The organism is Pseudomonas zhanjiangensis, from assembly GCF_041027545.1.
GTDB lineage: Bacteria > Pseudomonadota > Gammaproteobacteria > Pseudomonadales > Pseudomonadaceae > Aquipseudomonas > Aquipseudomonas zhanjiangensis.
This window is the reverse complement of sequence record NZ_JBFTEG010000019.1, coordinates 50,627-76,901: the sequence shown is the minus strand read 5'-3', so window position 1 is coordinate 76,901 and position 26,275 is coordinate 50,627. Positions and strand designations below refer to the sequence as shown.

General features: G+C 68.2%; 24 protein-coding genes and 1 pseudogene. 12 read left to right on the top strand and 13 right to left on the bottom strand.

Going from position 1 to position 26,275, the window contains the following annotated elements; translation table 11 throughout:
* Positions 1-127: 127 nt before the first annotated feature.
* From AB5S05_RS18885 to AB5S05_RS18870, 4 genes and pseudogenes are all read right to left on the bottom strand, one after another.
* Positions 128-424, bottom strand: a pseudogene (locus AB5S05_RS18885) (transcriptional regulator); the annotation flags it as partial.
* 80 nt (positions 425-504) lie between these two features.
* A complete protein-coding gene (gene pycTIR, locus AB5S05_RS18880; protein WP_369289071.1) occupies positions 505-1,431 on the bottom strand; it encodes a Pycsar phage resistance system effector protein PycTIR in 927 nt (308 codons plus the stop codon).
* Between the two features lie 446 nt (positions 1,432-1,877).
* Positions 1,878-2,624, bottom strand: coding sequence for a substrate-binding periplasmic protein (locus tag AB5S05_RS18875; RefSeq protein WP_369289070.1), 747 nt, complete (start codon positions 2,622-2,624; stop codon positions 1,878-1,880).
* Between the two features lie 113 nt (positions 2,625-2,737).
* Positions 2,738-3,826, bottom strand: coding sequence for an endonuclease/exonuclease/phosphatase family protein (locus AB5S05_RS18870; protein WP_369289069.1), 1,089 nt, complete (start codon positions 3,824-3,826; stop codon positions 2,738-2,740).
* Positions 3,827-3,940: 114 nt separating this feature from the next.
* Between AB5S05_RS18870 and AB5S05_RS18865 the strand changes: the two genes are divergently transcribed.
* Entirely contained in the window at positions 3,941-4,189 is a 249-nt protein-coding gene (locus AB5S05_RS18865) for a CDGSH iron-sulfur domain-containing protein (protein WP_369289068.1), read from the top strand.
* Between the two features lie 32 nt (positions 4,190-4,221).
* Positions 4,222-5,064, top strand: coding sequence for an SDR family oxidoreductase (locus tag AB5S05_RS18860; RefSeq protein ID WP_369289067.1), 843 nt, complete (start codon positions 4,222-4,224; stop codon positions 5,062-5,064).
* A 159-nt stretch (positions 5,065-5,223) separates the two neighbouring features.
* On the opposite strand, the gene AB5S05_RS18855 is transcribed toward AB5S05_RS18860, so the two are convergent.
* Positions 5,224-5,886 (bottom strand): YciC family protein, encoded by a 663-nt coding sequence (locus tag AB5S05_RS18855; protein WP_369289066.1) that lies wholly within the window; start codon positions 5,884-5,886, stop codon positions 5,224-5,226.
* Positions 5,887-6,051: 165 nt separating this feature from the next.
* On the bottom strand, positions 6,052-6,615 hold the full coding sequence (locus AB5S05_RS18850; protein ID WP_369289065.1) for a cysteine hydrolase family protein: 564 nt from the start codon (positions 6,613-6,615) through the stop codon (positions 6,052-6,054).
* An 89-nt stretch (positions 6,616-6,704) separates the two neighbouring features.
* Here AB5S05_RS18850 and AB5S05_RS18845 point away from each other — a divergent pair, with 89 nt between their 5' ends.
* The 3 genes from AB5S05_RS18845 (at position 6,705) to rhlE1 (ending at position 9,209) form a co-directional block, all read left to right on the top strand.
* Positions 6,705-7,181, top strand: a complete 477-nt coding sequence (locus AB5S05_RS18845) for an NYN domain-containing protein (RefSeq protein ID WP_369289064.1) — start codon at positions 6,705-6,707, stop codon at positions 7,179-7,181.
* Positions 7,182-7,185: 4 nt separating this feature from the next.
* A complete protein-coding gene (locus AB5S05_RS18840; protein WP_369289063.1) occupies positions 7,186-7,797 on the top strand; it encodes a 3'-5' exonuclease in 612 nt (203 codons plus the stop codon).
* 68 nt (positions 7,798-7,865) lie between these two features.
* Positions 7,866-9,209 (top strand): RNA helicase RhlE1, encoded by a 1,344-nt coding sequence (gene rhlE1 / locus AB5S05_RS18835; protein ID WP_369289062.1) that lies wholly within the window; start codon positions 7,866-7,868, stop codon positions 9,207-9,209.
* A 48-nt stretch (positions 9,210-9,257) separates the two neighbouring features.
* On the opposite strand, the gene AB5S05_RS18830 is transcribed toward rhlE1, so the two are convergent.
* The 4 genes from AB5S05_RS18830 to AB5S05_RS18815 all read right to left on the bottom strand — a co-directional run bounded on the left by AB5S05_RS18830 (position 9,258) and on the right by AB5S05_RS18815 (position 14,114).
* Positions 9,258-10,496: a TIGR03862 family flavoprotein gene (locus AB5S05_RS18830; RefSeq protein ID WP_369289061.1), complete on the bottom strand. Its 1,239-nt coding sequence runs from the start codon at positions 10,494-10,496 to the stop codon at positions 9,258-9,260.
* A gap of 85 nt (positions 10,497-10,581) precedes the next feature.
* A complete protein-coding gene (locus AB5S05_RS18825) occupies positions 10,582-12,525 on the bottom strand; it encodes a DNA topoisomerase III (protein WP_369289060.1) in 1,944 nt (647 codons plus the stop codon).
* A gap of 104 nt (positions 12,526-12,629) precedes the next feature.
* Positions 12,630-13,115, bottom strand: a complete 486-nt coding sequence (locus AB5S05_RS18820; protein ID WP_369289059.1) for an adenosine-specific kinase — start codon at positions 13,113-13,115, stop codon at positions 12,630-12,632.
* A gap of 78 nt (positions 13,116-13,193) precedes the next feature.
* Complete coding sequence (locus AB5S05_RS18815; protein ID WP_369289058.1) at positions 13,194-14,114, bottom strand: histone deacetylase family protein; 921 nt, start codon at positions 14,112-14,114, stop codon at positions 13,194-13,196.
* A gap of 70 nt (positions 14,115-14,184) precedes the next feature.
* Between AB5S05_RS18815 and AB5S05_RS18810 the strand changes: the two genes are divergently transcribed.
* From AB5S05_RS18810 to AB5S05_RS18795, 4 genes are read left to right on the top strand one after another with little or no spacing between them, the layout of a single operon-like run.
* A complete protein-coding gene (locus AB5S05_RS18810) occupies positions 14,185-14,748 on the top strand; it encodes a GNAT family N-acetyltransferase (RefSeq protein ID WP_369289057.1) in 564 nt (187 codons plus the stop codon).
* Complete coding sequence (locus AB5S05_RS18805) at positions 14,745-16,355, top strand: SagB/ThcOx family dehydrogenase (RefSeq protein ID WP_369289056.1); 1,611 nt, start codon at positions 14,745-14,747, stop codon at positions 16,353-16,355. The genes AB5S05_RS18810 and AB5S05_RS18805 overlap by 4 nt, the downstream gene beginning before the upstream one ends.
* 12 nt (positions 16,356-16,367) lie before the next feature.
* Positions 16,368-17,237, top strand: a complete 870-nt coding sequence (tesB, locus tag AB5S05_RS18800; RefSeq protein WP_369289055.1) for an acyl-CoA thioesterase II — start codon at positions 16,368-16,370, stop codon at positions 17,235-17,237.
* Positions 17,238-17,253: 16 nt separating this feature from the next.
* Positions 17,254-17,841, top strand: coding sequence for an HAD family hydrolase (locus AB5S05_RS18795; RefSeq protein WP_369289054.1), 588 nt, complete (start codon positions 17,254-17,256; stop codon positions 17,839-17,841).
* A 95-nt stretch (positions 17,842-17,936) separates the two neighbouring features.
* On the opposite strand, the gene cueR is transcribed toward AB5S05_RS18795, so the two are convergent.
* Positions 17,937-18,338, bottom strand: a complete 402-nt coding sequence (cueR, locus tag AB5S05_RS18790; protein WP_369289053.1) for a Cu(I)-responsive transcriptional regulator — start codon at positions 18,336-18,338, stop codon at positions 17,937-17,939.
* Positions 18,335-20,731: a heavy metal translocating P-type ATPase gene (locus tag AB5S05_RS18785; protein WP_369289052.1), complete on the bottom strand. Its 2,397-nt coding sequence runs from the start codon at positions 20,729-20,731 to the stop codon at positions 18,335-18,337. The genes cueR and AB5S05_RS18785 overlap by 4 nt, the downstream gene beginning before the upstream one ends.
* A 152-nt stretch (positions 20,732-20,883) precedes the next feature.
* Here AB5S05_RS18785 and AB5S05_RS18780 point away from each other — a divergent pair, with 152 nt between their 5' ends.
* Positions 20,884-21,081 carry a heavy-metal-associated domain-containing protein gene (locus tag AB5S05_RS18780; RefSeq protein ID WP_369289051.1) on the top strand — a complete coding sequence of 66 codons (198 nt, stop codon included), beginning with the start codon at positions 20,884-20,886 and terminating at the stop codon, positions 21,079-21,081.
* Here the strand turns inward: AB5S05_RS18780 and AB5S05_RS18775 are convergent.
* Positions 21,078-21,725: a TetR family transcriptional regulator gene (locus tag AB5S05_RS18775; protein ID WP_369289050.1), complete on the bottom strand. Its 648-nt coding sequence runs from the start codon at positions 21,723-21,725 to the stop codon at positions 21,078-21,080. The genes AB5S05_RS18780 and AB5S05_RS18775 overlap by 4 nt on opposite strands.
* 144 nt (positions 21,726-21,869) lie before the next feature.
* Between AB5S05_RS18775 and AB5S05_RS18770 the strand changes: the two genes are divergently transcribed.
* Complete coding sequence (locus AB5S05_RS18770) at positions 21,870-23,045, top strand: efflux RND transporter periplasmic adaptor subunit (RefSeq protein ID WP_369289049.1); 1,176 nt, start codon at positions 21,870-21,872, stop codon at positions 23,043-23,045.
* Between the two features lie 12 nt (positions 23,046-23,057).
* Positions 23,058-26,195 (top strand): efflux RND transporter permease subunit, encoded by a 3,138-nt coding sequence (locus tag AB5S05_RS18765; RefSeq protein ID WP_369289048.1) that lies wholly within the window; start codon positions 23,058-23,060, stop codon positions 26,193-26,195.
* Positions 26,196-26,275: the final 80 nt, after the last annotated feature.

Sequence of the window (26,275 nt, the reverse complement as noted above, 5' to 3'; positions counted from 1 at the left end):
GCGGCGACGCCGCTCCTGGCCGAGCACTTCGAAGGTTTTGTCTTTGCTGGTAGTCATAAACACAGTCGTTTGCCTATCCCTTATGGTAAGGGGGAAACGGTGTCCTGTGTTTCAAGGGGCTCGTTCAGACGCGGCGCGCATCAACCTTGTTGAGAATTCGCTTTACTGCCCGGTAGTGCTGGTCAAGAAAGCGCAGCGTGCGCTTGTGACACTCTGTGCCCTCGACCGCAGTGATGTTCAGCATGTCCTCAAGATTCATGATGTCCACATACATGTGGACCCCATCCACGCGGTACGCGGTACTGGTAGGAATCGATTCCAACGACGTGTCGCGCACGTAATCCTTGATGGTGATTTCCTCAACATCAGCGATCTTCTGGTCTATGTGTTTTGCAGCGCGATCATGGCTCCAACTCTTGCTCATCGATCACTCCTTCGGGTGATTGGGCGCGCTGCAATGCGGTAGGCAAGCGCATGCCAAATTTGCTTGGTGACAGATATCCGTTACTTAGGTCCTAGCTTGTTGAAAATGGTACGTAGTTGATTGCAGGCTGGAGATAGGCTGGTGGGCAGCTGGTCCTCACTTTTCGTTAGGCGATATCCGATGGTTGTCAGCCCTTTCAGATCTGACGGCAGATGGACCTCGTCACCCCTAGGCTCAAGGAGGAAGGTTCGTGCCCTGCCAAGTCGTCCTACGAATAGGCCAAGCTCGAAAATGACGTTGTCGCGCGGCGTATTCTTTGTTTCCTCGCGCATTGTGACGGAGTCATCCGGCTGCGCGATTGCGATGGCAAAATCGCACTCGTCCAGCTGCTCTTCGAGGCTTTCAAGGGCGTACTGCGATGCGCGGAAAACGCCCTGTGTCCAGGTCTTTACGAAGAACTTGTCGTGCTCAAGGTTATTCTCGATTGCCCGGGCAATAGGGAGTGCTTCGACCGAGCAAATGATGAATACGTGGGATGATTGATGGGCAGGAAGCACCATGTCGTTTCGCTGGTGTAGTCGATCGACCAGTTGCCGAGTGACCTGTCGCCAAACCGAGGGATACGCGTCCGCAATGGACTTGAAGTCTGCCGCGCTGACCTTCAAAGCTATCGAGGGCTCGGTGGCCAGTACAGTAGCAGAGCGCTTCGCAGTTGGGACCAGAGCGGCCATTTCTCCGACGTGATCGCCGCCCCCTCGTGTTGCGACTTCACGATCATGGACCTTCACCTGGAAATGCCCTGTGATGATGAAGTAAACCTCGGAGTCCTCCGCGTCCTCGGTAATGAGCACAGCATCCTTAGCGATCTCCTCCAGCGTTCCTACCTCTGCGAGGCGGCGTGCTAGGTCTTGATTTCCGAGTACCAGCTTCTGCTCAAGCAGTACTTCCTCAAGAACGGCGAGGCCTGACGGCCCTTCAAAGCGATTGATCAACTTTCCAGTAGTCATGATGGTGAGCATTCCCTTGCGAAGAGGTTGCGGGGGCGCTCACAGGGAAATGGGGACGTGCGTCACCCTTTCAAGGGGCGCTGAAGAAAAGATCTAGGCATGGCGGGCGCTCAGAGACGCAGGTTCAAACTCTGTTTGATTGCATTCGGGAGTAGTGGGCCGAATGTGGGGTGTCAAACATTTTGTGCTGTAAGACCTGACTCGCTCTGGTACACCTGTCAAACCTTCTCTTGATTGGCGTCAGTTTGTGTCAATCAATGGGTTTGGGTTTGACGGTCAATGGGAAATCGCCGAAATAACAGCATAGATAGAGATTACGGGCGATTTGCCAGTGTCAATCGAGGGAGCGTAATTTGATATCGCTGACTACTGGCCGGACGACCCGCTGATCGCCGAGCCCACCGCCCGGGCCAAGCCGCGCAAGTGAGCCGCGCGCGAGCGCCGGCTCAGCGCAGGCGCAGGTCCTCGCCGGCCGCGCTGAGTTCCTCGTAGGCGCGGTCCAGGGCATCGCGCAGGGCCTCGGCGTCGGGCGCGCGACGCGAGACGATAAGCTTCAGCGGTATCCGCTGCAGTTGCACGAAGGGCAGTTCGGCCATGCCCAGGCGTTGGCGTGCCTGCTCCACCGGCGTCTGGTAGTCGAGCAGGAAGTCGGCGCGCCGGTACTGGAGCATCTGCAGGGCGGCGCTGTGGCTGCCGGTGCGGTGCTGCTCGATCCCCAGGGCGGGGTCGCTGAACAGTGCATTGGTCGGCTGCCAGTAGGTGTAGCCGCTGATCAGAATCAGCCCGCGGCCCTTGAGGTCCTCGGGGATCCGCGGCAGCAGGGTGTCGTGGCGGAAATACAGGTTGAGGACGATCTCGCCGAGTTGGCTGCGGGTCTCCAGGGTGTCTTCGGCCAGCTCCGGCTTGCCCGGTGCACCCGGCCAGATATGCACGCTGCCACTGCGCAAGCCGCTGTACAGGCGCGCGCTGGGATAGGCGCGGGTCTCGGCCTGGTAGCCGGCATGGGCGAGCAGCCGCTCGGTCAGGCGCAGGATCGCCCCCTGCGCACGGCCCTGGCTGTCGCTGTAGGAGTAGGGCGGGAACTCATAGAACCCCACCTGCACCGGCGCCAGGTCGCGTGCGGTCAGCGGCTGGGCGTGGCTGGTGGCGGAGCAGAGGGCGGCGAAGAGGACCAGGCAGAGAAGTAGTGGCATCGATAGGGACTGCGGCTCTGGCCGTCTTGTCGTTATGGGACTGTCGTGCAGCAGAGCATGGCGAGCCTCGGGCGACCTTGTCCAGCGTCATTTTGCGTACTTTTGTCATCCGCCTAGTCGAGCGGCAGCAGCAGGCGCGCCTGCAGCGGCAGGTGGTCGGAAATACCCTGGGTGTCGTGGCGCCGCACGTGCGCGTCCAGGGGCGTGAGGCGTGGGCTGTGGAACAGGTAGTCGAGGGTGCGGTCGGCGCCATGCACCTGTGGATCGTTGGGCAGGTGGGTGTACCAGGCCGCCTGCTGCGCACCGCTGGCCTGTTCCAGGCTGGGAATCATCGGGTAGCGTTCGGCCAGCCGGCGCAACTCGCTGTCGGGGGCGTACCAGCTGCGCTGCGCCGGCGCCAGCTGCTGGTACTGGCCGGGCGGCAGCAGGTTGAAGTCGCCGCCGAGCAGCCAGGGGGTGCCCGCCGCCTGCAGGCGATCGAGCACGCCGAGGGTCATCGCCACCTGCCGGCGCATGGTGTCGTCGCCTTGGGCGAAGGCATCCAGGTGGGTGTTGATCGCCGCCAGCCGGCCGCCACCGCGCAGCGGCAGGTGGCTGACCAGCAGGGCGCGCTGCAGGTTGAGCGAGCGGCTCAGCGGGTTGGCCGGAATGCGCGGCAGTTGCAGGCGTTCGGCGCTCTCGATGCGGTAGCGGCTGAGGGTGGCCAGCTTCATGCCGACGCTGCCGAGTATCTGCGGGTGTGGCACGAAGGCGGCCTTCCAGTAGAAGGCCTGGCTGCTGCATGGATACAGATCGACCAGGCGTGCCTGCAGCAGCGCCAGCTGGTCCTGGTAGTCGCTGGCCCGGGCGCCGTCGTGCAGCTCCTGCAGCAGGACGACGTCCGCCTGCTCCTCGCGCAGCACGCGCACCACTTCGTCCAGGGTCAGCGCCAGGTCGGCGCTGCTCGGTCGTCGATCCGGGCCGTCGCCAGCGGGCAGGTCGTACCAGAACACATAGCCCTTGCCGGCCAGGTACTGGATGTTCCAGGTCAGCACCTTGAGGGCCTGGCCCGGCTGCAGCAACGGCGCCTGGGCGCGGCAGGCCACGGGCGCGACTTCCTTCTGCGCCGGGCGCCAGGACAGCAGGTACGTTAGTCCCAGAAGCAGGGCGAGGGCGCTGGGTACGCTCAGCAGGGCGAGACGCAGAGGGCGATTCAGGGGCATGGGCGGTCGAGGGCGCGGGGCCTTGGGCTATGCTGGAGAGGTGCGAGCATACCCGAGAAGCCCGCCGGCGGCTGCTGTCGAACGCGCCGACCGCCGGCCGGCAAGGTGCCTGCGATGAGCGAAACGAGCGAACCTGTGATTGCCCAGCGTGGTCCCTACCCGGTCGAGGTGCGGGCCGGACGGGACTATTTCTGGTGCCGCTGCGGGCGCAGCGCGACCCAGCCGTTTTGCGACGGCAGCCACAAGGGTACCGGCATCACCCCGCTGAAATACCATGCCGATGTCGACCAGACCCTGTACTTCTGTGGCTGCAAGCACAGCGCTACGCCGCCCTGTTGCGATGGCAGCCATAAAAGGTTGTAGTAGGGCGGTTGCCCGGCAGTCAGGAGTTCGTCATGTATCGCAAGGTTTTCGCCAGCAAGGTGTTCGACCGCAAGGTGGTGTTGATCACCGGAGGCTGCGCCGGTATCGGCCGCGCCCTGGCGGTGCGCCTGGCCCAGGCCGGGGCGCGCCTGGTGATCTTCGACCTGCAGCAGCAGGCACTGGACAGCCTGGTCCAGCACCTGGCCGACCACCACAACGCCGAGGCCCTGGGGCTGGTCTGCGATGTCGCCGATGCCGAGGCGGTGGAGCGCGCCGTGGCCCTGGCGGTCGAGCGCTTCGGCGGCATCGACGTGCTGGTCAACAATGCCGGCATCACCCACCGCAGCACCTTCGCCGACACCGAACTGGCCGTGTTCCAGCGGGTCATGGCGGTCAATTATTTCGGCGCCCTGCATTGCACCAAGGCGGTCCTGCCCAGCCTGCTGGCCCGCGGCGGCCAGATCATCGTGCTCAGCTCGCTGTCCGGCTTCTCCCCGCTGCTCTACCGCAGCGCCTACAACGCCAGCAAGCACGCCCTGCATGGCCTGTTCGAAACCCTGCGCTACGAGCTCAAGGACAGCGGCGTCAGCGTGATGCTGGTATGCCCCGGCTTCACCGCCACCGACCTGCGCAAGAACGCCCTGGTCGGCGATGGCTCGGTGGCGCCGCAGCCGCCCCTGGCGATGGGCAAGGTGGCCTCGCCGCAGGATGTCGCCGAGGCCATCTACCTGGCGGCGCTCAAGCGCAAGCGCCTGTTGATCCTGTCCAACGTCGACTGGCGCGCGCGGGTGCTGGCGCGTTTCTTTCCGCGGCTATTCGAGCGGGTGCTGTTGCCGCGCCTGTCCGGTTTGAAGCCGCAGCGCCTGGGTAGGTGAGTAGGCGCCTGCAGCCGAGCGTCGGCCGCCCGCGGTCGGAGTAGCCCTGCCCCCGAGCGAATGGGCTGGTGGCCAGCGAAACGCGGAACAGGGTGCCGGGACTGACATCGTCCATGGGCTCTCCTCCTGCCAGATCGGCCTGCTAAGCCTGGTTCGCCCTCACTCCTGGGCGGGCAGGGTTTCGCGCAGCATGAACAGGCGGAACAGCACCACCGTGGCGAACAGCTGGAGAAAGCTGTTGGCGCTGTCGAGCAGCAGGTAGAACAGCAGGTCCGGCTGGGCGCCTTCGGCCGGCTGGGTGACCCAGGCCAGCAGCCACAAGGGGGTCATCACCACCAGCACGCAGAGCAGTATCTGCCAGAAGTAGCCGCTGGTCTGTTCGAAGCTCTCGTGCAGGGCCTGCAGCGGCGTGAAGCCGCGCAGCACCAGGAGGAATTCGGCGAACGCCAGCTTGATCATCAGCCACAGTCCCGGCAGCACGAACAGCGAGGCGCCGAGCAGGATCGCCAGGGTGCTGATGCCGGTGAGCAGGGCGAAGCGTGGCCACAGCCCAAGGCTGGCGGCCAGCAGGTCGCGCACCCTGGGGCTCTGGCCATTGCTGCGCGCGTCGAGAAACAGGATCAGTGCGCCGGTATAGAGGGGGTAGAACAGCAGCCCCACCAGGATGTTGTAGGCGCCGGCCGATTCGAACCCCAGCTGGGCGGTCAACTGCTGCTGGGCCAGGGCCTCGACGATCACCAGCGGCAGGCACAGGCGGGCGATCGTCGGCAGGTTATGACTGAAGAAATACCAGGCATCGCGCAGGGCGAGAAATGCATTCATGGGCAATGATCGCGATCGATTGAGCAGGCCGCCACTCTAGCCGATAGCCGTGCGCGCTCCAAATGAGCGCTCAGCCCAAGTGATAGGTCAGCAGCGGCTCGTGCTCGACCAGTCGATAGCCGTTGCCCTGGCGCTCGACCAGAGCGAGATTGCGCTGGCGAAGCGTCATGCCCGCGCGCATCCGAGCAGAGCGGACGTCGCCAGCACCTCGGCGTATTCGTCACGCAGGTTGGCCATGGCCATGTCATGCACCTCCTCGGCGCTGCGTGGTCGTCCGCAATAGTCGCTCTTGGCGAAGGTGTAGCAGGCGTCGGCGACCACCTGCACGGCAAATCCCAGGCAGCTGGCGCTGCGCGCGGTGGCTTCCACCGAGTTCTCGCTGGCCACGCCGACGATCACCAGCCGGCGGATGCCGCGCACGTGCAGCCAGCGTTCCAGGCCGCTGTGGCAGAAGGCATCGGTGACGTTCTTATCGAACACCGGCTCCTCGGCCATTGGCGCGAGCGCCTCCTGGAACAGGGCGCCGGGCTGGCCCGGGGCGAACACCGAGTCGGCCTGGCGCGAGACATGGCGGATATGCACCCGCGGCCATTCGTGGGCGCGCCAGTAAGCCAGCAGCTGGCCGATACGTTGCTCGGCCTGGGGGTTGTTGCGCGGCCGGTCGAGGTCGCGAATGCCCTGCTGCAGGTCGATGAGCAACAGGGCGGGCGCTGGATCGAGCTGAGGCATTTCGACTGTCCTGAGTGTTTGGCTGGCATACTGGCCGCCGACTCTAACCCGCGTGCCGCTGCCCGTCAGCCGCCTGCCGAGGATTTCCGGTGAAGAAGATTGCCGTGTTCGCCGACGTACAGAACCTCTACTACACCGTGCGCCAGGCCTATGGCTGCCACTTCAACTACGCCGCTTTGTGGGCCGAGATCAGCCAGCAGGGGCAGATCGTCGAGGCCTATGCCTACGCCATCGACCGCGGCGACCCCAAGCAGCAGCAGTTCCAGCAGATCCTGCGCAACCTCGGCTTCACCGTGAAGCTCAAGCCCTATATCCAGCGCAGCGACGGCTCGGCCAAGGGCGACTGGGACGTGGGCATCTGTATCGACATCATGGACGCCGCGCCGCGGGTCGACAGCGTGGTGCTGGCCTCCGGCGACGGCGACTTCGACCTGCTGCTGGACAAGGTGCGCAGCTACGGCGTCGAGGCCGTGGCCTACGGCGTGCCCGGGCTGACCGCGCAATCGCTGGTGCGCGCGGCCAGCCGCTACGTGCCGATCGAAGACTCCCTGTTGCTGAGACACTGACCCCATGTTGCAAGAGCGCATCGCCGTCATCGACTTCGAAACCACCGGCCTGTCGCCGGCCCAGCAGGCCCGCGCCACCGAGATCGGTGTGGCGATCGTCGAGGGCGGGCGGATCGTCGAGCGCTACCAGAGCCTGATGAACAGCGGCGCCTGGGTGCCGCCGTTCATCGAGCAGCTCACCGGCATCAGCAATGCCATGCTCCGCGAGGCGCCGCCGGCGGCCCAGGTGATGGCCGAGGTGGCCGATTTCGTCGGCGACACCCCGCTGCTGGCGCACAACGCCTCCTTCGACCAGAAGTTCTGGGATGCCGAGCTGACGCTGATCCAGCGCCGCCGCGTGCAGCCCTTCGCCTGCTCGTTATTGCTGGCCCGGCGCCTGCTGCCCCAGGCGCCCAGCCACAAGCTGGGCAACCTCAACGCCTGGGCGCGCCTGCCGGCGACCGGCCAGGCCCACCGCGCCCTGGCCGATGCGGAGATGGCGGCCAACCTGACCTGCTTCATGGCCGCGCTGCTGCGCGAGCGCCACGGTCTGCGCGAGGTCTCCCATGAGCTGCTGTGCCGCCTGCAGAAGATCCCGGCGGCTAAGATCGCCCAGGCCCTGGTGCGACTGAACTGAGCGCCTGAGGGCGGCGGCCTGCTAAACTGCGCGCCTTCGATTTCGCGCGCTGACGCCCGGTTACCACCATGACTTTTGCCTCCCTCGGCCTGATCGAGCCGCTGCTGCGCAGCCTCGAGGGCCTCGACTACCAGACCCCGACCCCGGTCCAGACCCAGGCCATCCCCGCCGTGCTCAAGGGTCGCGACCTGATGGCCGCGGCGCAGACCGGCACCGGCAAGACCGCCGGCTTCGCCCTGCCGCTGCTGCAGCGGCTGACCATGGAAGGGCCGCAGGTGGCCGCCAACTCGGTGCGCGCCCTGGTGCTGGTGCCGACCCGTGAGCTGGCCGAGCAGGTTCAGCAGAGCTTCCAGGCCTACGGCCAGCATCTGCCGCTGCGCAGTTACGCGGTCTATGGCGGGGTCAGCATCAACCCGCAGATGATGAAGCTGCGCAAGGGCCTCGACGTGCTGGTGGCCACCCCGGGGCGCCTGCTCGACCTGTACCGGCAGAACGCGGTGAAGTTCGCCCAGCTGCAGTGCCTGGTGCTGGACGAGGCCGACCGCATGCTCGACCTCGGTTTCGCCCGCGAGCTGGACGAGCTGTTCAGCGCCCTGCCATCGAGGCGCCAGACCCTGCTGTTCTCCGCGACCTTCTCCGAGTCGATCCGCGCCATGGCCAAGGAGATGCTGCGCGACCCGCTGTCGATCGAGGTCAGCCCGCGCAACACCGCGGCCAAGTCGGTCAAGCAGTGGCTGATCCCGGTGGATAAGAAGCGCAAGGCCGAGCTGTTCCTGCACCTCTACCGGAGCAAGCGCTGGAGCCAGGTGCTGGTGTTCGCCAAGACCCGCAAGGGCGTCGACGAACTGGAGCAGGCGCTGCTGGCCGAGGGCATCGGCGCCGATGCGATCCATGGCGACAAGCCGCAGCCGACCCGCCTGCGCGCCCTGCAGCGCTTCAAGGCCGGCGAGGTGCAGGTGCTGGTGGCCACCGACGTGGCGGCCCGCGGCCTGGACATCCATGACCTGCCGCTGGTGGTCAACTTCGACCTGCCGATCGTCGCCGAGGACTACGTGCACCGCATCGGCCGTACCGGCCGCGCCGGCGCCAGTGGCCAGGCTGTGTCGCTGGTGTGTGCCGACGAGGTGGAGCACCTGGCGGCCATCGAGACCTTGATCCAGCAGGTGATCCAGCGCATCGACGAGCCGGACTTCATCCCCGACCACCGGGTGCCGGTTACCCAGGCCGGCGGGGTGGTGCTGAAGAAGCCGAAGAAGCCCAAGCAGAAGCTGATACCGGGCGCCGGCAAACCCGCCGGCAAGGGCAAGATCCACCTCGGCAACTGGTTCGAGGAAGACGACAAGCCCAAGGCCAAGGCGGTGCGCAAGGTGCCGAGCTTCGGCGCCAAGCCGCGCGGCGGCAAGAAACCCTAGGCTGTGCGCGGCGAGCGGCGGATTACGCCGCTGCGCGGCTAATCCACCCTACCGGTTCTGCAGCCAGTCGAGCATCCCCAGCCCGGCGGCGCGGCCGCTGGCGAAGCAGGCGGTGAGCAGGTAACCGCCGGTCGGCGCCTCCCAGTCGAGCATCTCGCCGGCGCAGAACACGCCGGGCAGCGCCGCGAGCATCAGCCGTTCATCCAGCTGCTCGAAGGGCACGCCGCCGGCCGTGCTGATCGCCTCGTCCAGCGGCCGCGGGCGCACCAGGGGTAGCGGCAGGGCCTTGAGCGCCGCGGCCAGGCGCGCCGGCTCGTCGAAACAGTCGGCTGGCGCCAACTCGCGTAGCAGCGCGGCCTTGACCCCGTCGATGCCGAGTTGGCGGTGCAGGTGTTTGGCCATGGAGTGCGAACCGCGCGGCTTGGCCAGCGCCGCCTGGACCTGGTCCAGCGAACGCTGGGGCAGCAAATCGAGCAGCAGGATGGCGCTTCCCTGCTGGTTGATCTGCTCGCGGATGGCGGCCGACAGCGCATAGACCAGGCTGCCCTCGACGCCGCCGGCGGTGAGGACGAATTCGCCTTGGCGCGGCGCCTGGCCGTCCAGGGCCAGGGTGACGTTCTTCAGCGGCGCACCGGCGAACTTGTCGATCAGGTACTGGCTCCAGCCGGCCACCTCGAAGCCGCAGTTGCTCGGTTGCAGGGGCGCGATCGGGATGCCGCGGGCCTCGAGCTGCGGCAGCCAGGCGCCATCGGAGCCCAGCCGCGCCCAGCTGGCGCCGCCCAGGGCCAGCAGGGTGGCGTCGGCTGTTGCGGCGATCTCGCCCGCCGGCGTGGCCAGGCGCAGGGCACCCTGCTCGGTCCAGCCCAGCCAGCGATGGCGGGTGTGGATCTGTACGCCCAGCTCGCGCAGGCGCTTGAGCCAGGCGCGCAGCAGCGGCGCGGCCTTCATGTCGCTGGGGAACACCCGCCCCGAGGTGCCGACGAAGGTGTCGATGCCCAGCCCATGGATCCAGGCGCGCAGGGCGTCGGCGTCGAACTCGGCCAGCAGCCGGGCGATCTCCTGTTGGCGCGCGCCATAACGGCCGAGGAAGGCGTTCTTGGCCTCGGAGTGGGTGATGTTCATGCCGCCGACCCCGGCCAGCAAGAACTTGCGCCCCACCGAGGGCATGGCGTCGTACAGCTCGACCCGCACCCCGGCGCGGGCCAGTACCTCGGCGGCCATCAGGCCGGCGGGGCCGCCGCCGATGATGGCGGCGCTGGCGAGGGGGCGTGCGGTCGAATCGGTCATGGGCCTGTCGCTGGGTCGGGGCGGGGAGGGCGCATTCTACCCCAGCCCGGCGTCACGGCAGGGGCCTCCCCGCGCGCCGGCGTGTTCAGCTGCGGCTGGTCGGCTTCCTTGTCCGCTTGGCGCCGGTCGTCTTGGGCTTGCCGGGCCTACGCTTGTTCTTCCAGGGCGTCGCACCGCGGCCGCTCGGGGGCGGACCGCTGATGCTCAGGCGCAGGCCGCTGCAGCGTTCGACCTGCTTGCTCATCCAGGCCGACTGCTTGGCGACGAACGCGTCCAGGCTCATCTCGCCGCTCTGCACCATGTCCAGCGCCTGCTCCCAGATCGCCGTGGTGCCGGGGTCGGCGATGGCCCGCGGCACCGCGTCGATCAGGCTGAAGGCGGCCGGGGTGGCGGCCAGAGCCTTGCCCTGCTTGATCAGGTAGCCGCGCTCGAGCAGGCCCTGGATGATCCCGGCGCGGGTGGCCTCGGTGCCGATGCCGGTGGTGTCCTTGAGCTTCTGCTTGAGCCGCGGGTCCTCCACCAGTTTGGCGACGTTCTTCATCGCCTTGATCAGGTCGCCCTCGGTGAAGGGCTTGGGCGGCTGGGTCCAGAGGTCCTTGAGGGTCACCGATTTTACGGCGCAGTCCTGGCCCTCGCGCAGCGGCGGCAGGTTCTGCGCGGGTGCCGCCTCGCCGCCCTTGGTGGTTGCCAGGGCCTGCGGCAGGGCGCGTTTCCAGCCCGGCTCGACGATCTGCTTGCCCACCGCGCGCAGGGCCTGGCCGGCGCAGTCGAAGTCGGCCTGGGTGCGGTCGTATTCGTGATTGGGCAGGAACTGCGCCAGGTAGCGGGCGCGGATCAGCTGGTAGACCGCCCGCGGCTTGCCGGTCAGGCGGCTGGCCTCGGGCACCGCGGCGGTGGGGATGATGCCGTGGTGGGCGCCGACCTTGGCATCGTTCCAGGCACGCGAGCGGCGCTGCGCCTGGATATGCGCGAGCAGGTCCGCCAGGGCCGGATCGGCGCGGCCCAGGGCGGCGAGGATGGCCGGCGCCTCGCCGTGCTGGCTGAGGGGCAGGTAGCCGCAGTCGCTGCGCGGGTAGGTAATGGCCTTGTGCGTCTCGTACAGCGCCTGGGCGATATCCAGGGTTTCCTGGGCGCCGAGGCCGAGCTTCTTCGAGCAGACCTCCTGCAGGGTGCCGAGGTCGAAGGGCAGCGGCGCCACTTCGCGCAGGCGCTCGGTGCGCAGCCTGACCAGCCGCGCGCTGGCCGCCGCGTCCATGGCGCTGGCCGCCTGGCGGGCCAGCTCGGGGTTGAGGCAGCGGCCCTGCTCGTCGCAGGCGTCGGCCGGGGCGCGCCACTGGGCGGCGAAGGTCTGGCCGTCGCTGCTCAGCTGCGCCTCGATGGCCCAATAGGGCGCCGGCACGAAGCCTTCGATGCTGCGGTCGCGGTCGACCACCAGGCGCAGGGTCGGGGTCTGCACCCGGCCGACCGGCAGCACGCCCTGGTAGCCGGACTGGCGCCCGAGCAGGGTGAACAGCCGGCTCATGTTCATGCCGATCAGCCAGTCGGCGCGCGAGCGCCCGAGCGCCGCCTGGTACAGGCTGAAGGTCTCGGCGCCGGGCTTGAGCGCGGCCAGGGCCTTGCGGATCGAGGCATCGTCCAGCGCCGACAGCCACAGGCGCTGGATGGGGCCGCGGTAGCGGCAGTGTTCCACCAGCTCGCGGGCGATCATCTCCCCCTCGCGGTCGGCGTCGGTGGCGATCACCAGCTCGCTGGCTTCGCCGAGCAGGCGCTTGACCGCCTTGAACTGGCCGGCGGTCTTCGCCTTGACCAGCATCTTCCACTGGTCCGGAACGATCGGCAGGTCGCTCAGGTTCCAGCGCTTGTAGCGGGCGTCGTAGGCGTCCGGCGGGGCGGTCTCGAGCAGGTGGCCGATGCACCAGGTCACGCTCAGGTTGCTGCCCAGCCAGCAGCCGTCACCGCGCCGGTTGGCGCCGAGCACCTTGGCGATGTCCATGGCCTGGGAGGGTTTTTCACAGAGAAAGAGCCGCATGGCTGCCGTCGTCGGTTGTCGCGATGGCGCCTAGCATGGGCAGGATCGACCGTTCAGGCAAGATTTATCTGTATGCCCATACAGTAAAATGCCTGGGGCGGCGCCTACAGCTTGTAGCCGATCTGCCGCAACAGCTGCTTGCGCGCGAGGATCTCGTCATCGCCCTCGATGCCCTGGGGGCTGCTGCCGTCGACCACGCCGAGGATGCCGCGGCCCTGGTCCGTCTCGGCGAGAATCACCTCGGTCGGGTTGGCGGTGGCGCAGAAGATCCGGCACACCTCGCTGACGTTCTTGATCGCGTTGAGCACGCTGAGCGGGTAGAAGCCGTCGCCGAGAAACAGGATGAAACTGTGCCCGGCGCCGATCGCCCGGGCGTTCTTCTGCGCCAGTTCGATCATCAGCTGACAGGTGCCGCTCCAGCGCACCAGGCAGGGTCCCGAGGCCTCGCAGAAGGCCAGGCCGAACTGGATGCCCGGCACCGCCGTGACCAGGGCCTCATGGATGTCCTCGACGGTCTTGATGAAATGGCTCTGGCCGAGGATGAAGTTGATTTCTTCCGGCTTGTCGATGGGCACGCTGAGCAGTTGCATGGGGGCGTTCTCCTCTACACGTGGCGGGTTGCTGGCGTCTTCCTTGAGTGTAGGGCGCCCGCGCGCGCTGTCCCGTCTTTAGCCCAGCCCGCGCGCGTCCCAGACCCTGGCGGCGCTGTGGTGGAGGATGCCGTGGCGGCGGGCCAGGGCGGCGCGGTCCTGGTCGTAGCCGCCGCCGATCACCCCGACCACCGGGATGTCGCGGCCCAGGCAGTGCTGGATTACCGCCTCATCGCGCGCGGCCAGGCCCTGGTCGGTCAGTTGCAGGTAGCCGAGGGCGTCGCCCTTGTGCACGTCGACCCCGGCGTCGTAGAGGACGATGTCCGGCTGGTACAGCGGCAGCAGGTAGTTCAGCGCGTCGTCGACCACCTTGAGGTAGTCGTCGTCGCCCATGCCGCGGGGCAGGGGGATGTCCCAGTCGCTCTGCGCCTTGCGCGCCGGGAAGTTCTGCTCGCAGTGCAGCGACACGGTGATCGCCTCCGGGCAGTCGGCCAGCAGCCGGGCGGTGCCATCGCCCTGGTGCACGTCGCAGTCGAAGATCAGCACCCGTTGGACCTGGCCGCTTGCCAGCAGGTAGCGGGCGATCACCGCCAGGTCGTTGAAGATGCAGAAGCCGGCAGGAAAGTCGTAGTGGGCATGGTGGGTACCGCCGGCCAGGTGGCAGGCCAGGCCGTGGCGCAGGGCCAGTTCGGCGGCCAGCAGCGAGCCGCCGACCGCGCGCACGGTGCGTCGGGCCAGGGCCGCGCTCCAGGGCAGGCCGAGGCGGCGCTGGTCCGCGTGCGCCAGCTCGCCGCTCAGGTAGCGGTCGATATAGGCCGGGCAGTGGGCCAGGGCCAGCACCTCGCTGGGGCAGAGTTCCGGGCGCTGCAGCTCGGCGTCGCTGGCCAGGCCGCTGGCGACCAGGTGGTCGCGCAGCAGGCGGAACTTCTCCATGGGGAAGCGGTGCCCGGCCGGGAAGGGCGGGCCGTAGTCGTCGTGATAGACCAGCGGCAGGCGCATACAATGGGGCTCTTTTCTCGCAGCGTCCGAGTATGGCGGCGCTGCCCGACCCGACTCAAGCGGAGTGGCCATGGCCGAGATCATCGAACTGCAGAGCCCGCGCCTGCTGCTGCGGCGCTGGCGCCCTGAGGACCGCGAGCCCTTCGCCGCGCTGAATGCCGACCCCGAGGTGATGCGCCATTTCCCGGCGTGCCTGAGCAGGGAGCAGAGCGACCGCCTGCTGCAGCGCATCGAGGCGGATTTCGCCGAGCGTGGCTATGGCATGTGGGCCCTGCAGCGCAAGGACGACGGCGCCTTCGTCGGCCTCACCGGCCTGCGTCCGGTCGAGTTCGCCGCGCCCTTCTGTCCGGCGGTGGAGATGGCCTGGCGCCTGGGCCGGCAGCACTGGCGCCAGGGCCTGGCCAGCGAGGCGGCGCGGGCGGTGCTGGACTGCGCCTTTACCCGGCTCGGCCTGGAGCAGGTGGTGGCCTTCACCAGCGAGGGCAACCTGGCGTCCCTGGCGGTGATGCGCACCATCGGCCTGCGCGCCGATCCCGCCGGCGACTTCGACCACCCGCTGTTGCCGGCCGGCCACCGGCTGTCTCGGCATCGGCTGTATCGCCTGGACCGCGCCGACTGGGAGGCCAGCCGATGAGTCCGCTCGAGCAGGTGCGCGCCTATCACCAGCTGAGCAAGCACCAGCCGCAGCGCTTCGCCCCAGGACCCGGCCAGCTGGAGTGGGCGAGCCAGCCGGCGCCCTTTCGCCGCTACGCCGGCGCGCGGCTGATCGAGTTGTACCAGCGGCCGCTGGAGGAGTCGCCGGGCTTCGATGCGATATTTGCCGAACCCCTGGGGCCGCCGGCAGCGCTGGACCGCGCCAGCGTCTCGCAGCTGCTGTACGACAGCCTGGCGCTGTCAGCCTGGAAGGAGGCCGGCGGCAGCCGCTGGGCGCTGCGGGTCAATCCCTCGTCGGGCAACCTGCACCCGACCGAGGCCTACCTGCTGCTGCCGGCTGGTTCGCTGGAGGAGGGTGCGCTGCTCGCCCACTACGCGCCGGACGCCCACGCTCTGGAGGTGCGCGCCGAGCTGCCGCCGGCGCTGGCCGAACAGCTGAGCCAGGCGCTGCCGGCCGGCGGGCTGCTGCTCGGCCTGGCCGGCATCGCCTGGCGCGAGGCCTGGAAGTACGGCGAGCGCGCCTACCGCTACTGCCAGCACGACCTGGGTCACGCCCTCGCGGCGGTGGCCATCGCCGCCAGCGCCCTGGGCTGGCAGGTGCGGCTGCTGCGCGGCATCGCCGAGGAACGCCTGGATGGCCTGCTGGGGCTGGACCGTGACGGTTTTGCCGAGGCCGAGCACGGCGACTGCCTGCTCTGGATCGGCCCGCCGCAGGCCGCCGAGTTCCGCCTGCCGCCAGCGCTGCTGCGCGGTCTGGCCGAACTGCCGCTGAGCGGCACGCCCAATCGCCTGTCGCGCCACAGCCGCGACTGGCCGGAGCTGGCGCGGGTGCAGGCGCTGTGCCGGGCGCCGGCCTTGCCGGCCCAACCCTGGCAGGCGGAGCCGGGCCTAATGGTGGCGGACAACCCCGGCCTGCCGCTACGGCCGATCCTGCACCGGCGGCGCAGCGCCCAGGCGATGGATGGCAAGGGCGGCATCCAGGCCGAGCTGCTGCTGGCCTGGCTGCGTCGGCTGATGCCCGAGCGTTCTCCCGTGCCCCTGGCCCTGAGCGGCGAGCCGGCCCAGGTCGACCTGCTGCTGTTCGTCCACCGGGTGCAGGGATTGCTGCCCGGCCTGTACTGGCTGGCCCGCAGTGACGGCCAGGCACAGGCGGGACTGCGCGAGGACTTCCTCTGGCAGCGGGTCGACGAGGAGCTGCCGCTGTACCGCCTGCTGGAGGGCGATGCGAGGGGCCTGGCCGGCTTTCTCTCCTGCGGCCAGGACATCGCCAGCGACGGCTGCGTCGCCGTGGCCATGCTGGCGCGTTTCGACGCGGCGCTAACGGCTGGCCCCTGGCGTTACCCGCGGCTGTACTGGGAGTGCGGGCAGATCGGCCAGCTGCTCTATCTGGAGGCCGAGGCGGCGGGGCTGTCGGCCACCGGCATCGGCTGCTATTTCGACGATGCGGTCCATGATTTGCTTGGAGTGGCCGACAGCCGCTGGCAAAGTCTTTACCATTTCACCCTGGGCCGCGCCGTGTGGGACGAGCGCCTGCTGTCGTTGCCGGCCTACCCCGAACACCGTTTGCCGCCGAAGCCGGCGGCCTAGAGGAGACGCAGCATGAGTCAGGTACTGGACGAATTGGTCGCCCTGCTGAGCCTGGAAGCCATCGAGGAGAACCTGTTCCGCGGGGTCAGCCAGGACCTGGGCTTTCGCCAGTTGTTCGGCGGCCAGGTGCTCGGCCAGTGCGTGTCGGCGGCCAGCCAGACGGTCGAGGCCGATCGCCACGTGCACTCGCTGCACGGCTATTTCCTGCGTCCGGGCGATGCCAGCTTGCCGGTGGTCTACCAGGTCGACCGGGTGCGCGACGGCGGCAGCTTCAGCACCCGGCGGGTGATGGCGATCCAGAAGGGCCAGCCGATCTTCACCTGCAGCGCCTCCTTCCAGTACGACGAGGAGGGCTTCCATCACCAGAACCTGATGCCCGAGGTACCGGGGCCGGAAGGCCTGAAATCGGAAACCGAGCTGGCCCGGCTGGTCGCCGACTCGCTGCCCGAGCGCATGCGCGAGCGCGCGGTGAGCGACAAGCCGATCGAGATCCGCCCGGTGACGGTCGCCAACCCCTTCGCCCCCGAGCCGAGCGAGCCGGTCAAGTACGTGTGGTTCCGCGCCGCCGGCGAGCTGCCAGACGACCCGCAGCTGCACAAGTACCTGCTCGGCTACGCCAGTGACTTCAACCTGCTGACCACCTCGATGCTGCCCCATGGGGTGTCGGTGTGGCAGAAGTTCATGCAGGTGGCCAGCCTCGACCATTCGCTGTGGTTCCATGCCAACCTGCGCATGGACGACTGGCTGCTGTACGCCATGGACAGCCCCTGGGCCGGCAACGCCCGCGGCTTCTCCCGCGGCAGCATCTTCAACCGCCAGGGTCAGCTGGTCGCCTCGGTGGCCCAGGAAGGCCTGACCCGCATCCGTGAGGATTGGAAATGAGCCGGGAGGACTGGCAGTGAAGCTGCACCAGGCGCGTCACTGGGTGTTCGACATGGATGGCACCCTGACCCTGGCCGTGCACGATTTCGCGGCGATCAAGCGAGCCCTGGAGATTCCCCAGGAGCACGACATCCTCCACCACCTGGCGGCCCTGCCCGAGGCGGTGGCCGCGGCCAAGCACGCCTGGCTGCTCGAGCACGAACGCGAGCTGGCCCTCAACGCGCGGCCGGCACCCGGCGCCATCGAACTGGTGCGCGCGTTGCGGGCGCGGGACTGCCGGCTCGGCATCCTCACCCGCAACGCCCACGAACTGGCCCTGGTGACCCTGCAGGCGATCGGCCTGGACGACTGCTTCGCCAGCGGCGACATCCTCGGCCGCGACGAGGCGCCGCCCAAGCCCGACCCCGGCGGCCTGCTGCACCTGGCCGAGCGCTGGCAGGTGGCGCCGGGCGAGCTGGTGATGGTCGGCGACTTCCGCTTCGACCTGGAGTGCGCCCGCGCCGCCGGGGCGCATAGCGTGCTGGTCAACCTGGCGGAGAACCCCTGGCCCGAGCTGGCCGACCACTTCGCCGAGGATTGCAGCGCCCTGCTGCGGGTGCTGTAGGGGGATCGGGGGCGTAGCTGACGCCCTGTTCATTCACCATTGCGCAACGGGTTGGTGGATGGGTGAAGCGCCATCCACCCTACGTCAGGCTTCGACTAGCGATGACAGCCGCCGGACTCCAGGTCCCTGAGGATCGGGCAGTCCGGGCGATGGTTGCCCTGGCAGCTTTCCATCAGCTCCTGCAGGGTATCGCGCAGGCCGGTCAGCTCGGCGATCTTCAGGTTGAGCTCGGCGATATGCCCGGCGGCCAGGGCCTTGACGTCGGCGCTGGCGCGCTGGCGGTCCTGCCACAGGGCCAGCAGCTGGGCCACCTCGGCCAGGGCGAAACCCAGGTCGCGGGCGCGCTTGATGAAGGCCAGGCGGTGCAGGTCCTGAACGCTGTACTGGCGGTAGCCGCTGTCCGAACGGCCAGCGGCCGGCAACAGGCCGATGGACTCGTAGTAGCGGATCATCTTGGCGCTGAGGCCGGTTTTCTTCGCCGCCTGGCCGATGTTCATGGGCGCTCCTCCATCTGCCGGGGTTTCCAGGTCTTCAGCAGCAGGGCGTTGCTCACCACGCTGACGCTGGAGGCGGCCATGGCGGCGCCAGCGATCATCGGGTTGAGCAGGCCGGCGGCGGCCAGCGGAATGCCCACCAGGTTGTAGATGAAGGCCCAGAACAGGTTCTGGCGGATCTTGGCGTAGGTGCGCCGGCTGATCTCCAGAGCCGCCGGCACCAGGCGCGGATCACCGCGCATCAGGGTGATGCCGGCCGCATGCATGGCCACGTCGGTGCCACTGCCCATGGCGATGCCGACGTCGGCGGCGGCCAGGGCCGGGGCGTCGTTGATGCCGTCGCCGACCATCGCCACCACGCCCTTGTCCTTGAGGTCGGCGACGATCGCCGCCTTGTCCGCCGGCAATACTTCGGCATGCACCGCGTCGATGTCCAGGGCCTCGGCCACCGCCCGGCAGCTGCCGCGGTTGTCGCCGCTGATCAGGTGGCTGTCGATGCCGCGCGCGCGGAGTTGGGCGACCGCCTCGGCGGCGCCGTCCTTGAGGGTGTCGCCGAAGGCGAACAGGCCGAGCACCCGCGGCTGCGGTTGTTGCTCGAGCAGCCAGGACAGGGTCCGGCCCTCGGCCTCCCACTGCTGGGCGCGCTCGGCCAGCTCGCCCGCTTGCAGGTCGTTGTCGGCGAGCAGGCGGTGGTTACCCAGGGCCAGCCGGCGATCGCCGACCTGTCCGGCGATACCGCGGCCGGCCAGGGCCTGGCTGTCGGCGACCTCGGGCAGCTCCAGCCCGCGTTCGGCGCAGGCATCCAGCACGGCCTTGGCCAATGAATGTTCACTGCCCTGCTGCAGGGCACCGGCCAGTCGCAGCAGCTCGGACTCGCCTCCGTCGAGCGCCTGCAAGTGGGCGATCTTCGGCGTGCCCGAAGTCAGGGTGCCGGTCTTGTCGAAGGCCACCAGGCTGACCTTGTGGGCGATTTCCAGGGCTTCGGCGTCCTTGATCAGGATGCCGTGGCGCGCCGCCACCCCGGTGCCGGCCATGATCGCGGTCGGGGTGGCCAGGCCGAGGGCGCAGGGGCAGGCGATCACCAGCACCGCCACCGCATTGAGCACCGCGGTGGCCAGGGGCGCGCCCAGCAGCAGCCAGGTCAGCAGGGTGGCCAGGGCGATCAGCAGCACCGCCGGGACGAACACCTGGCTGACCCGGTCGACCAGTTTCTGGATCGGCGCCTTGGCTGCCTGGGCGTCCTCGACCAGGCGGATGATCTTGGCCAGCACGGTTTCCGCGCCCAGGGCGGTGGTCTCGACCAGCAGGCGGCCCTCGCCATTGATCGCCCCGGCCGTGACCGCATCGCCCGGCTGCTTGGCCTGGGGCAGGCTCTCGCCGCTGATCAGCGCCTCGTCGGCATGGCTGCGCCCTTCTAGCACCTGGCCGTCGACCGGAAAGCGTTCGCCCGGCTTGACCACGATCTGGTCGCCCAGGGCCAGGGCGCTCAGCGCCACCCGCTGTTCCTTGCCGTCCTTCAGGCGCAGCGCCTGGTCCGGGCGCAGGGCCTGCAGGGCGCGAATGGCGCTGGTGGTCTGGCGCTTGGCGCGGCTTTCCAGGTACTTGCCGAGCAGGATCAGGGCGATCAACACCGCCGACGCCTCGAAATACAGCGCCGGCATGCTGCCGGCCGGGGCGACTGCCCACTGGTACAGGCTAAGGCCGTAGGCGGCGCTGGTGCCCAGGGCCACCAGCTGGTCCATGTTGCCGGCGCCGGCACGCAGGGCCCGCCAACCGGCGCGGTAGAAGCGCGCGCCGAGGATGAACTGGACCAGCGTGGCCAGGGCGAACTGCGCCCAGGGCGGCAGCATCCAGTGCAGGCCGAAGGGCTCGACCAGCATGGGCAGCAGCAGTGGCAGGGCGAGGCCAATGGCCAGCAGCAGGCTGAGGCGTTCGCGCCGCAGTTGTGAGTCCGCTTCTGGCTGCCCGGGGCGCTCGAGATCCACCAGGCTGGCCGAGTATCCGGCGGCTTCGACGGCGCGCAGCAGCGTCTGTGGGTCGCTGCCCGGAGTCACTCGCAGTTGCGCCTGTTCGCTGGCCAGGTTGACGCTGACCTCCAGCACTCCGGCTTGTCTGGCCAGGGCGCGTTCGACCCGGCCGACGCAGCTGGCGCAGGTCATGCCGGCGATGGCCAGTTCCAGCGTCTCGCTCGGCACCTGGTAGCCGGCCTGTTCCACGGCCGCGATCAGCTTCGCCAGGCTGTCATCCGGTGCCTCGATGCGGGCCTTTTCGCTGGCCAGGTTGACGTCGACGTGGGCGACCTGGGGCACTTTGCCCAAGGCGCGCTCGACCCGGCCGGCGCAGCTGGCGCAGGTCATGCCGGCAATCGGCAGGTCGAAGGTGGTCAGGCTGGACATGGCGGGTCTCCTTGGACGTTGCCCCTAGAATCAACCTTGACCCAGTGGCAAGGTCAAGCCCTGTTTAACCGTTGACCTTGCCGCCGTGGTAAGGATGACACTGGCGTTGCCCGCACTTGGCCGGGCATTCGATTGAACTCGGGAGGTAACAGATGCAGGTATTCAAGGTACAGGGCATGTCCTGTGGGCATTGCGTGCGGGCGATCACCCAGGCGGTGCAGGCGCATGACCCGGCGGCCGAGGTCCAGGTCGACCTGGGCGCGGGGGAGGTGCGGGTGGCCAGTCGCCTGGCGGCCGAGCAGGTGCTCGAGGCGATTCGCCAGGAGGGCTACCAGGCCAGCCTGGCCTAGCGCTCGGCCCGCGGCCCGGCCCCTCCCGGCCAGTCGCGGATCAGTCCGCGAAAGCCGGCGTCGATCATCGGCCGCGCATCGCACAGCGGATCGAACAGGGTCGGGTCGCGTAGCCAGTCGCTGAACAGGCCGACGATCAGGGCATGCAGGGCGCGGGCAGCCAGGCGCGGGCTCATGTCCGCCTGCAGGCGCGGGCTGACCTCGGCGTGGGCGAACTGCTGCTCGCACAGGGCGATGAACTGATTGATGAAGGCCTCATGGCGCTGTTCCGCCTCGCGCAGTTCCTCGGTGAACTCGCAGCGGCGCAGCAGGATGGTGAAGATGCGCCGTCGCTGTTGGCTATGCACCAGGTTTTCGATGGCTTCCACGCACAAATCGCGCAGGGCCAGCAGCGGATCGCGTTCGGCGCAGGCGCTCAGGCGTTCGGCCATCTGCTCGGGTGGCAGGCGCACCTGGCTCAGCAGTTCGTGGAACAGGTGGGCCTTGTTCTCGAAATGCCAGTACACCGCGCCGCGGGTCACTCCGGCCTGGCGGGCGATGTGCTCGAGGCTGGTATGGGCCACGCCTTTCTCCAGAAACAGGGTCTCGGCGGCGGCGAGGATGTCGCGGCGGGTGTTCTCGGCTTGCTCTTTGGTTCGGCGCATGGCGGCAGAGGGATATCTGGCTAGGCTCATTCAGGGAACAGAGTGTAACGATTTTACGCCTGTGGGTCTGTTTACAAACAGTGATGTATGTAACTAGCATTCCCACTCTTTTGTCGTGCGCCTCGCGTTGCCCCGGAGACACCTATGTCCTTTGCCCGTCTATTGCCTCGTTTCCTTGGGGTTTTCACCGTTGCCGCGTTGTTGCCCCTGGCCCAGGCCGCCGATGCGTCGGGCGCCGATGCGTCGGGCGCCGATGCGCCGCCTGCGCCCGAGGTGCTGGTGGAGACCGCCAAGGCCGCGCCGCTGGAGCTGGAGCTGGAGTACTCGGCGCGTACCGCCGGCTTTCGCGAGGTGCAGGTGCGCGCCCAGGTCAGCGGCATCCTCCAGGAGCGCACCTACCTGGAAGGCAGCGCGGTCAAACAGGGCCAGGTGATGTTCCGCATCGACCCGCGCACCTACCAGGCCGCCCTGGCCCGGGCCAAGGCGGCGCTGGCCCAGGAGCAGGCGCGTTACCGGCAGACCGAGCGCGACCTCAAGCGCATCCGCGAGCTGCAGAAGAAGGGCTACGCCAGCGAGAGCGAACTGGACAACGCCATCTCCAACTTCGAGCAGAGCAAGGCCAACATCCAGGCGGCCGAGGCCGAGGTGCAGTCCAAGCAGATCGACCTCGACTACTGCACGGTGAGGGCGCCGATCTCCGGCATCACCAGCAAGGAAACCGTGTCCGAGGGCAGCCTGATGGTGGCCGGCGACCCGAATGCCAGCCTGCTGACCAACATCACCCAGCTCGATCCCATCTATGTCAACTTCGCCGCCCCCGACAGCGATGTGGAGAGCCTGCGCGGCGGTCTGCAGAGTGGTGCGCTGGTCCAGCAGGGCGAGCAGATGCGCGTGCAGGTCAAGTTCGGCGACGGCTCGCGCTACCCGCTGGAGGGCAAGGTCGACTTCACCGGCAGCCTGGTCGACCGCAGCACCGGCACCGTCAGCGCCCGCGCCGTGGTGCCCAACCCGGAGCAGAAACTGCTGCCCGGTCAGTTCGTCAGCGTCCTGGTCAAGGGTGTCAGCCTGCCCCACGCGATCACCGTGCCGGAGCGGGCGGTGGCCCAGGGGCCGGCCGGCACCTTCGTCTACGTGGTCGATGAGCAGGATGTCGCGCGGGTCCGCCAGGTCACCACCGGGCGCACGGCCCAGGGTCGCTGGGTGGTCGAGTCGGGCATCGGCGAAGGTGACCGGGTGATCGTCGAGGGGCTGGCCAAGGTGCGCCCGGATACGCCGGTGAAGGTCGCCGAGCCCGCCCCAGCCACCGCCAAGCAATCCTAAGGAGCGTATCCGGTGATCTCACGCTTCTCTATCGACCGCCCGGTATTCGCCGCGGTCATATCCATCATCATCGTGCTGGCCGGGCTGATGGCCATGCGCGAATTGCCCATCGCCCAGTACCCGCAGATCCTGCCGCCGCAGGTGTCGGTCAGCGCCAGCTATTCGGGTGCCAGCGCCCAGGTGATCGCCGAGACCGTGGCGGCGCCGCTGGAACAGTCGATCAACGGCGTCGAGGGGATGATCTACCAGCAGTCCAACTCCGGCGGCAACGCCATGAGCCTGTCGGTGTATTTCCAGGTCGGCACCGATCCGGACCAGGCCACCATCGACGTCAACAACCGGGTCCAGGCGGCCCTGGCCAAGCTGCCGGAGGAGGTCCGCCGGCAGGGGGTCAAGGTCGAGAAGAAGTCCTCGGACATCCTCCAGGTGGTGGTGCTCTACTCGCCGGACGGCTCGCGCGACCCGGTCTACATCAGCAACTACGCGCTGATCAACGTGATCGACGAGCTCAAGCGCCTGCCAGGGGTCGGCGATGCCCGCCAGTTCGGCTCCAAGGATTACTCCATGCGCATCTGGCTGCGCCCGGACAAGCTGGCGCAGTACAACCTGACCCCCAGCGACGTGGTCGCCGCGATCCGCGAGCAGAACTCGCAGTTCGCCGCCGGCAGCTTCGGCCAGCAGCCGCTGCAGCAGGAGCAGGATTTCACCTACACGGTGACCACCCAGGGCCGCTTCACCGATCCGGCCGAGTTCGAGAACGTGATCCTGCGCGCCGATGAAACCGGCGCCAGCCTGCGCCTGAAGGACGTCGCACGGGTCGAGCTGGGCGCCCAGGACTATTCGCTGATGACCTCGCTCAACGGCCAGCAGAACGCCGCCTTCGGCATCTACCTGCAGCCGGGCGCCAATGCCCTGGACACCGCCGCCGCGGTGCAGAGCACCCTGGCGCGGCTGTCGCAGCACTTCCCCGAGGGCATCACCTACAAGATTCCCTACGACACCACCAAGTTCGTCCGGGTGTCGATCCAGGAGGTGATCCACACCTTCGTCGAGGCCCTGGTGCTGGTGGTGCTGGTGGTCTTCGTGTTCCTGCAGAACTGGCGCGCCACCCTGATTCCGGTGCTGGCGATCCCGGTGTCGCTGATCGGCACCTTCGCCGGCATGTACCTGCTCGGCTTCTCCATCAATCTGCTGACCCTGTTCGGTATGGTGCTGGCCATCGGCATCGTGGTGGACGACGCCATCGTGGTGATCGAAAACGTCGAGCGGGTAATGAACGAGGACAAGGTCGGCCCGCGCGCGGCGACCATCAAGGCCATGCAGGAGGTCACCGGGCCGATCGTCGCCATCGTCCTGGTGCTCTGCGCGGTGTTCGTGCCGGTGGGCTTCCTCGGCGGCCTGGCCGGGGAGATGTACAAACAGTTCGCCATCACCATCGCCGTGTCGGTGGTGATCTCCGGCATAGTCGCGCTGACCCTGAGCCCGGCGCTTTGCGCCCTGCTGCTCAAGCCTGGCCATCAGCAGCCGGCGGCGCCGTTCCGCCTGTTCAACCGGGGCTTCGACCGCCTGACCGCGGGCTATACCGCCGGTGTGCGCTTCTTCCTCAAGCGCTCGGCGGTGGGCCTGCTGCTGTTCGGCGCGATGATCGCGCTGATGGTCGTGCTGTTCGGCCGGGTGCCCAGTTCGCTGGTGCCCAGCGAAGACCAGGGCTATGTGATCAACGCCTACTTCCTGCCGCCGGCGGCCTCGCTGACCCGCACCGAGAAGCTCACCAGCGCAGTGACCGAGCAGCTGATGGAGCACCCGGCGGTGCAGGACGTGGTGACCTTCGCCGGTTTCGACATCCTCACCTTCGGCACCCGCAGCAACGCCGGGGTGTCCTTCGTGCCGCTCAAGGACTGGAGCGAGCGGACCACGCCGGAACTGGACGCGCGCAACCTGACCCGCGAGTTCATGACCATGGGCGCGGCGCAGAAAGATGGTGTGGTGATGACCTTCAACCCGCCGCCGATCACCGGCATGAGCACCACCGGCGGTTTCGAGGGCTATATCCAGGACCGCAGCGGCGGCAGCACCGCGCAGCTGGCCGAGCGGGTCGGCGCCTTCCTCGCCGCGGCGCGCCAGCGCCCGGAACTGGCCGGGGTGCAGAGCACCTTCAGCGCCAACGTGCCGCAGTACTACATCGATCTCGACCGCACCAAGGCCCGCGCCCTCGGGGTGTCGATCAGCGACGTGTTCACCGCCATGCAGGCGACCTTCGGCAGCTACTACGTCAACGACTTCAGCCTGTACGGGCGCACCTTCCAGGTCAGCCTGCAGTCCGAGTCGGAGTTCAGGCGCAAGCCGGAGGACCTGGCCCAGGTCTACGTGCGTTCGGCCAGTGGCGAGCTGGTGTCGCTGTCGACCCTGGTCAAGGTCGAGCGCATCCTCGGTCCGGACACCTATGCGCGCTTCAACGTCTACCCGGCAGCGAAGATCCTCGGCGGGCCGGCGCCAGGCTACAGCTCCGGCGAGGCGCTGGCGGCGATCCAGGCGGTGGCCGATGAGGTGCTGGGCAGCGACTACAGCATCGGCTGGACCGGCTCGGCCTTCCAGGAGCTGGCCACCCAGGGCTCGGGCAGCAGCGCCTTCGTCTTCGGCCTGATCATGGTGTTCCTCATCCTAGCCGCCCAGTACGAGCGCTGGACCCTGCCGCTGGCGGTGGTCACCGCGGTGCCCTTCGCGGTGTTCGGCGCGATCCTCGCAGTCTGGCTGCGCGGCATCGAGAACGATCTGTACTTCCAGGTCGGCCTGATCACCCTGATCGGCCTGGCGGCGAAGAACGCCATTCTCATCGTCGAGTTCGCGGTGCTCTGCCGGCAGCAGGGCATGGGCATCCTCGAGTCGGCGCTGGAGGCCTCGCGCCTGCGTTTCCGGCCGATCATCATGACCTCGCTGGCGTTCATCCTCGGTGTGGTGCCGCTGGCCATCAGCAGCGGCGCCGGCTCGGCCAGCCGCCACTCGATCGGCACCGGGGTGATCGGCGGCATGCTCGCGGCCACCCTGCTGGCGATTTTCCTGATCCCTATGTTCTACCTGCTGGTGGAATCCCTGGCGGAAAAGCTCGGCGGCAAGCGCAAGCCGGTCGAGCAGGATCTCGTCGACTCCTAGCCCCGGTCGGGCGGGGGCAGCAAAGCACGGCGCAACATGCGCCGTCCCGGTGCGCCACGGCCGCCCCCGTCAGCCGAACC

Coding starts and splice junctions, on each gene's coding strand:
- AB5S05_RS18805 (WP_369289056.1), top strand. CDS start 14,745: ATGAGTCCGCTCGAGCAGGTGCGCGCCTATCACCAGCTGAGCAAGCAC.
- AB5S05_RS18865 (WP_369289068.1), top strand. CDS start 3,941: ATGAGCGAAACGAGCGAACCTGTGATTGCCCAGCGTGGTCCCTACCCG.
- AB5S05_RS18780 (WP_369289051.1), top strand. CDS start 20,884: ATGCAGGTATTCAAGGTACAGGGCATGTCCTGTGGGCATTGCGTGCGG.
- AB5S05_RS18830 (WP_369289061.1), bottom strand. CDS start 10,496: ATGACCGATTCGACCGCACGCCCCCTCGCCAGCGCCGCCATCATCGGC.
- AB5S05_RS18825 (WP_369289060.1), bottom strand. CDS start 12,525: ATGCGGCTCTTTCTCTGTGAAAAACCCTCCCAGGCCATGGACATCGCC.
- cueR (WP_369289053.1), bottom strand. CDS start 18,338: ATGAACATCGGCCAGGCGGCGAAGAAAACCGGCCTCAGCGCCAAGATG.
- AB5S05_RS18770 (WP_369289049.1), top strand. CDS start 21,870: ATGTCCTTTGCCCGTCTATTGCCTCGTTTCCTTGGGGTTTTCACCGTT.
- AB5S05_RS18875 (WP_369289070.1), bottom strand. CDS start 2,624: ATGCCACTACTTCTCTGCCTGGTCCTCTTCGCCGCCCTCTGCTCCGCC.
- AB5S05_RS18860 (WP_369289067.1), top strand. CDS start 4,222: ATGTATCGCAAGGTTTTCGCCAGCAAGGTGTTCGACCGCAAGGTGGTG.
- AB5S05_RS18870 (WP_369289069.1), bottom strand. CDS start 3,826: ATGCCCCTGAATCGCCCTCTGCGTCTCGCCCTGCTGAGCGTACCCAGC.
- AB5S05_RS18815 (WP_369289058.1), bottom strand. CDS start 14,114: ATGCGCCTGCCGCTGGTCTATCACGACGACTACGGCCCGCCCTTCCCG.
- rhlE1 (WP_369289062.1), top strand. CDS start 7,866: ATGACTTTTGCCTCCCTCGGCCTGATCGAGCCGCTGCTGCGCAGCCTC.
- AB5S05_RS18850 (WP_369289065.1), bottom strand. CDS start 6,615: ATGCCTCAGCTCGATCCAGCGCCCGCCCTGTTGCTCATCGACCTGCAG.
- AB5S05_RS18840 (WP_369289063.1), top strand. CDS start 7,186: ATGTTGCAAGAGCGCATCGCCGTCATCGACTTCGAAACCACCGGCCTG.
- AB5S05_RS18820 (WP_369289059.1), bottom strand. CDS start 13,115: ATGCAACTGCTCAGCGTGCCCATCGACAAGCCGGAAGAAATCAACTTC.
- AB5S05_RS18785 (WP_369289052.1), bottom strand. CDS start 20,731: ATGTCCAGCCTGACCACCTTCGACCTGCCGATTGCCGGCATGACCTGC.
- tesB (WP_369289055.1), top strand. CDS start 16,368: ATGAGTCAGGTACTGGACGAATTGGTCGCCCTGCTGAGCCTGGAAGCC.
- AB5S05_RS18810 (WP_369289057.1), top strand. CDS start 14,185: ATGGCCGAGATCATCGAACTGCAGAGCCCGCGCCTGCTGCTGCGGCGC.
- AB5S05_RS18855 (WP_369289066.1), bottom strand. CDS start 5,886: ATGAATGCATTTCTCGCCCTGCGCGATGCCTGGTATTTCTTCAGTCAT.
- pycTIR (WP_369289071.1), bottom strand. CDS start 1,431: ATGACTACTGGAAAGTTGATCAATCGCTTTGAAGGGCCGTCAGGCCTC.
- AB5S05_RS18775 (WP_369289050.1), bottom strand. CDS start 21,725: ATGCGCCGAACCAAAGAGCAAGCCGAGAACACCCGCCGCGACATCCTC.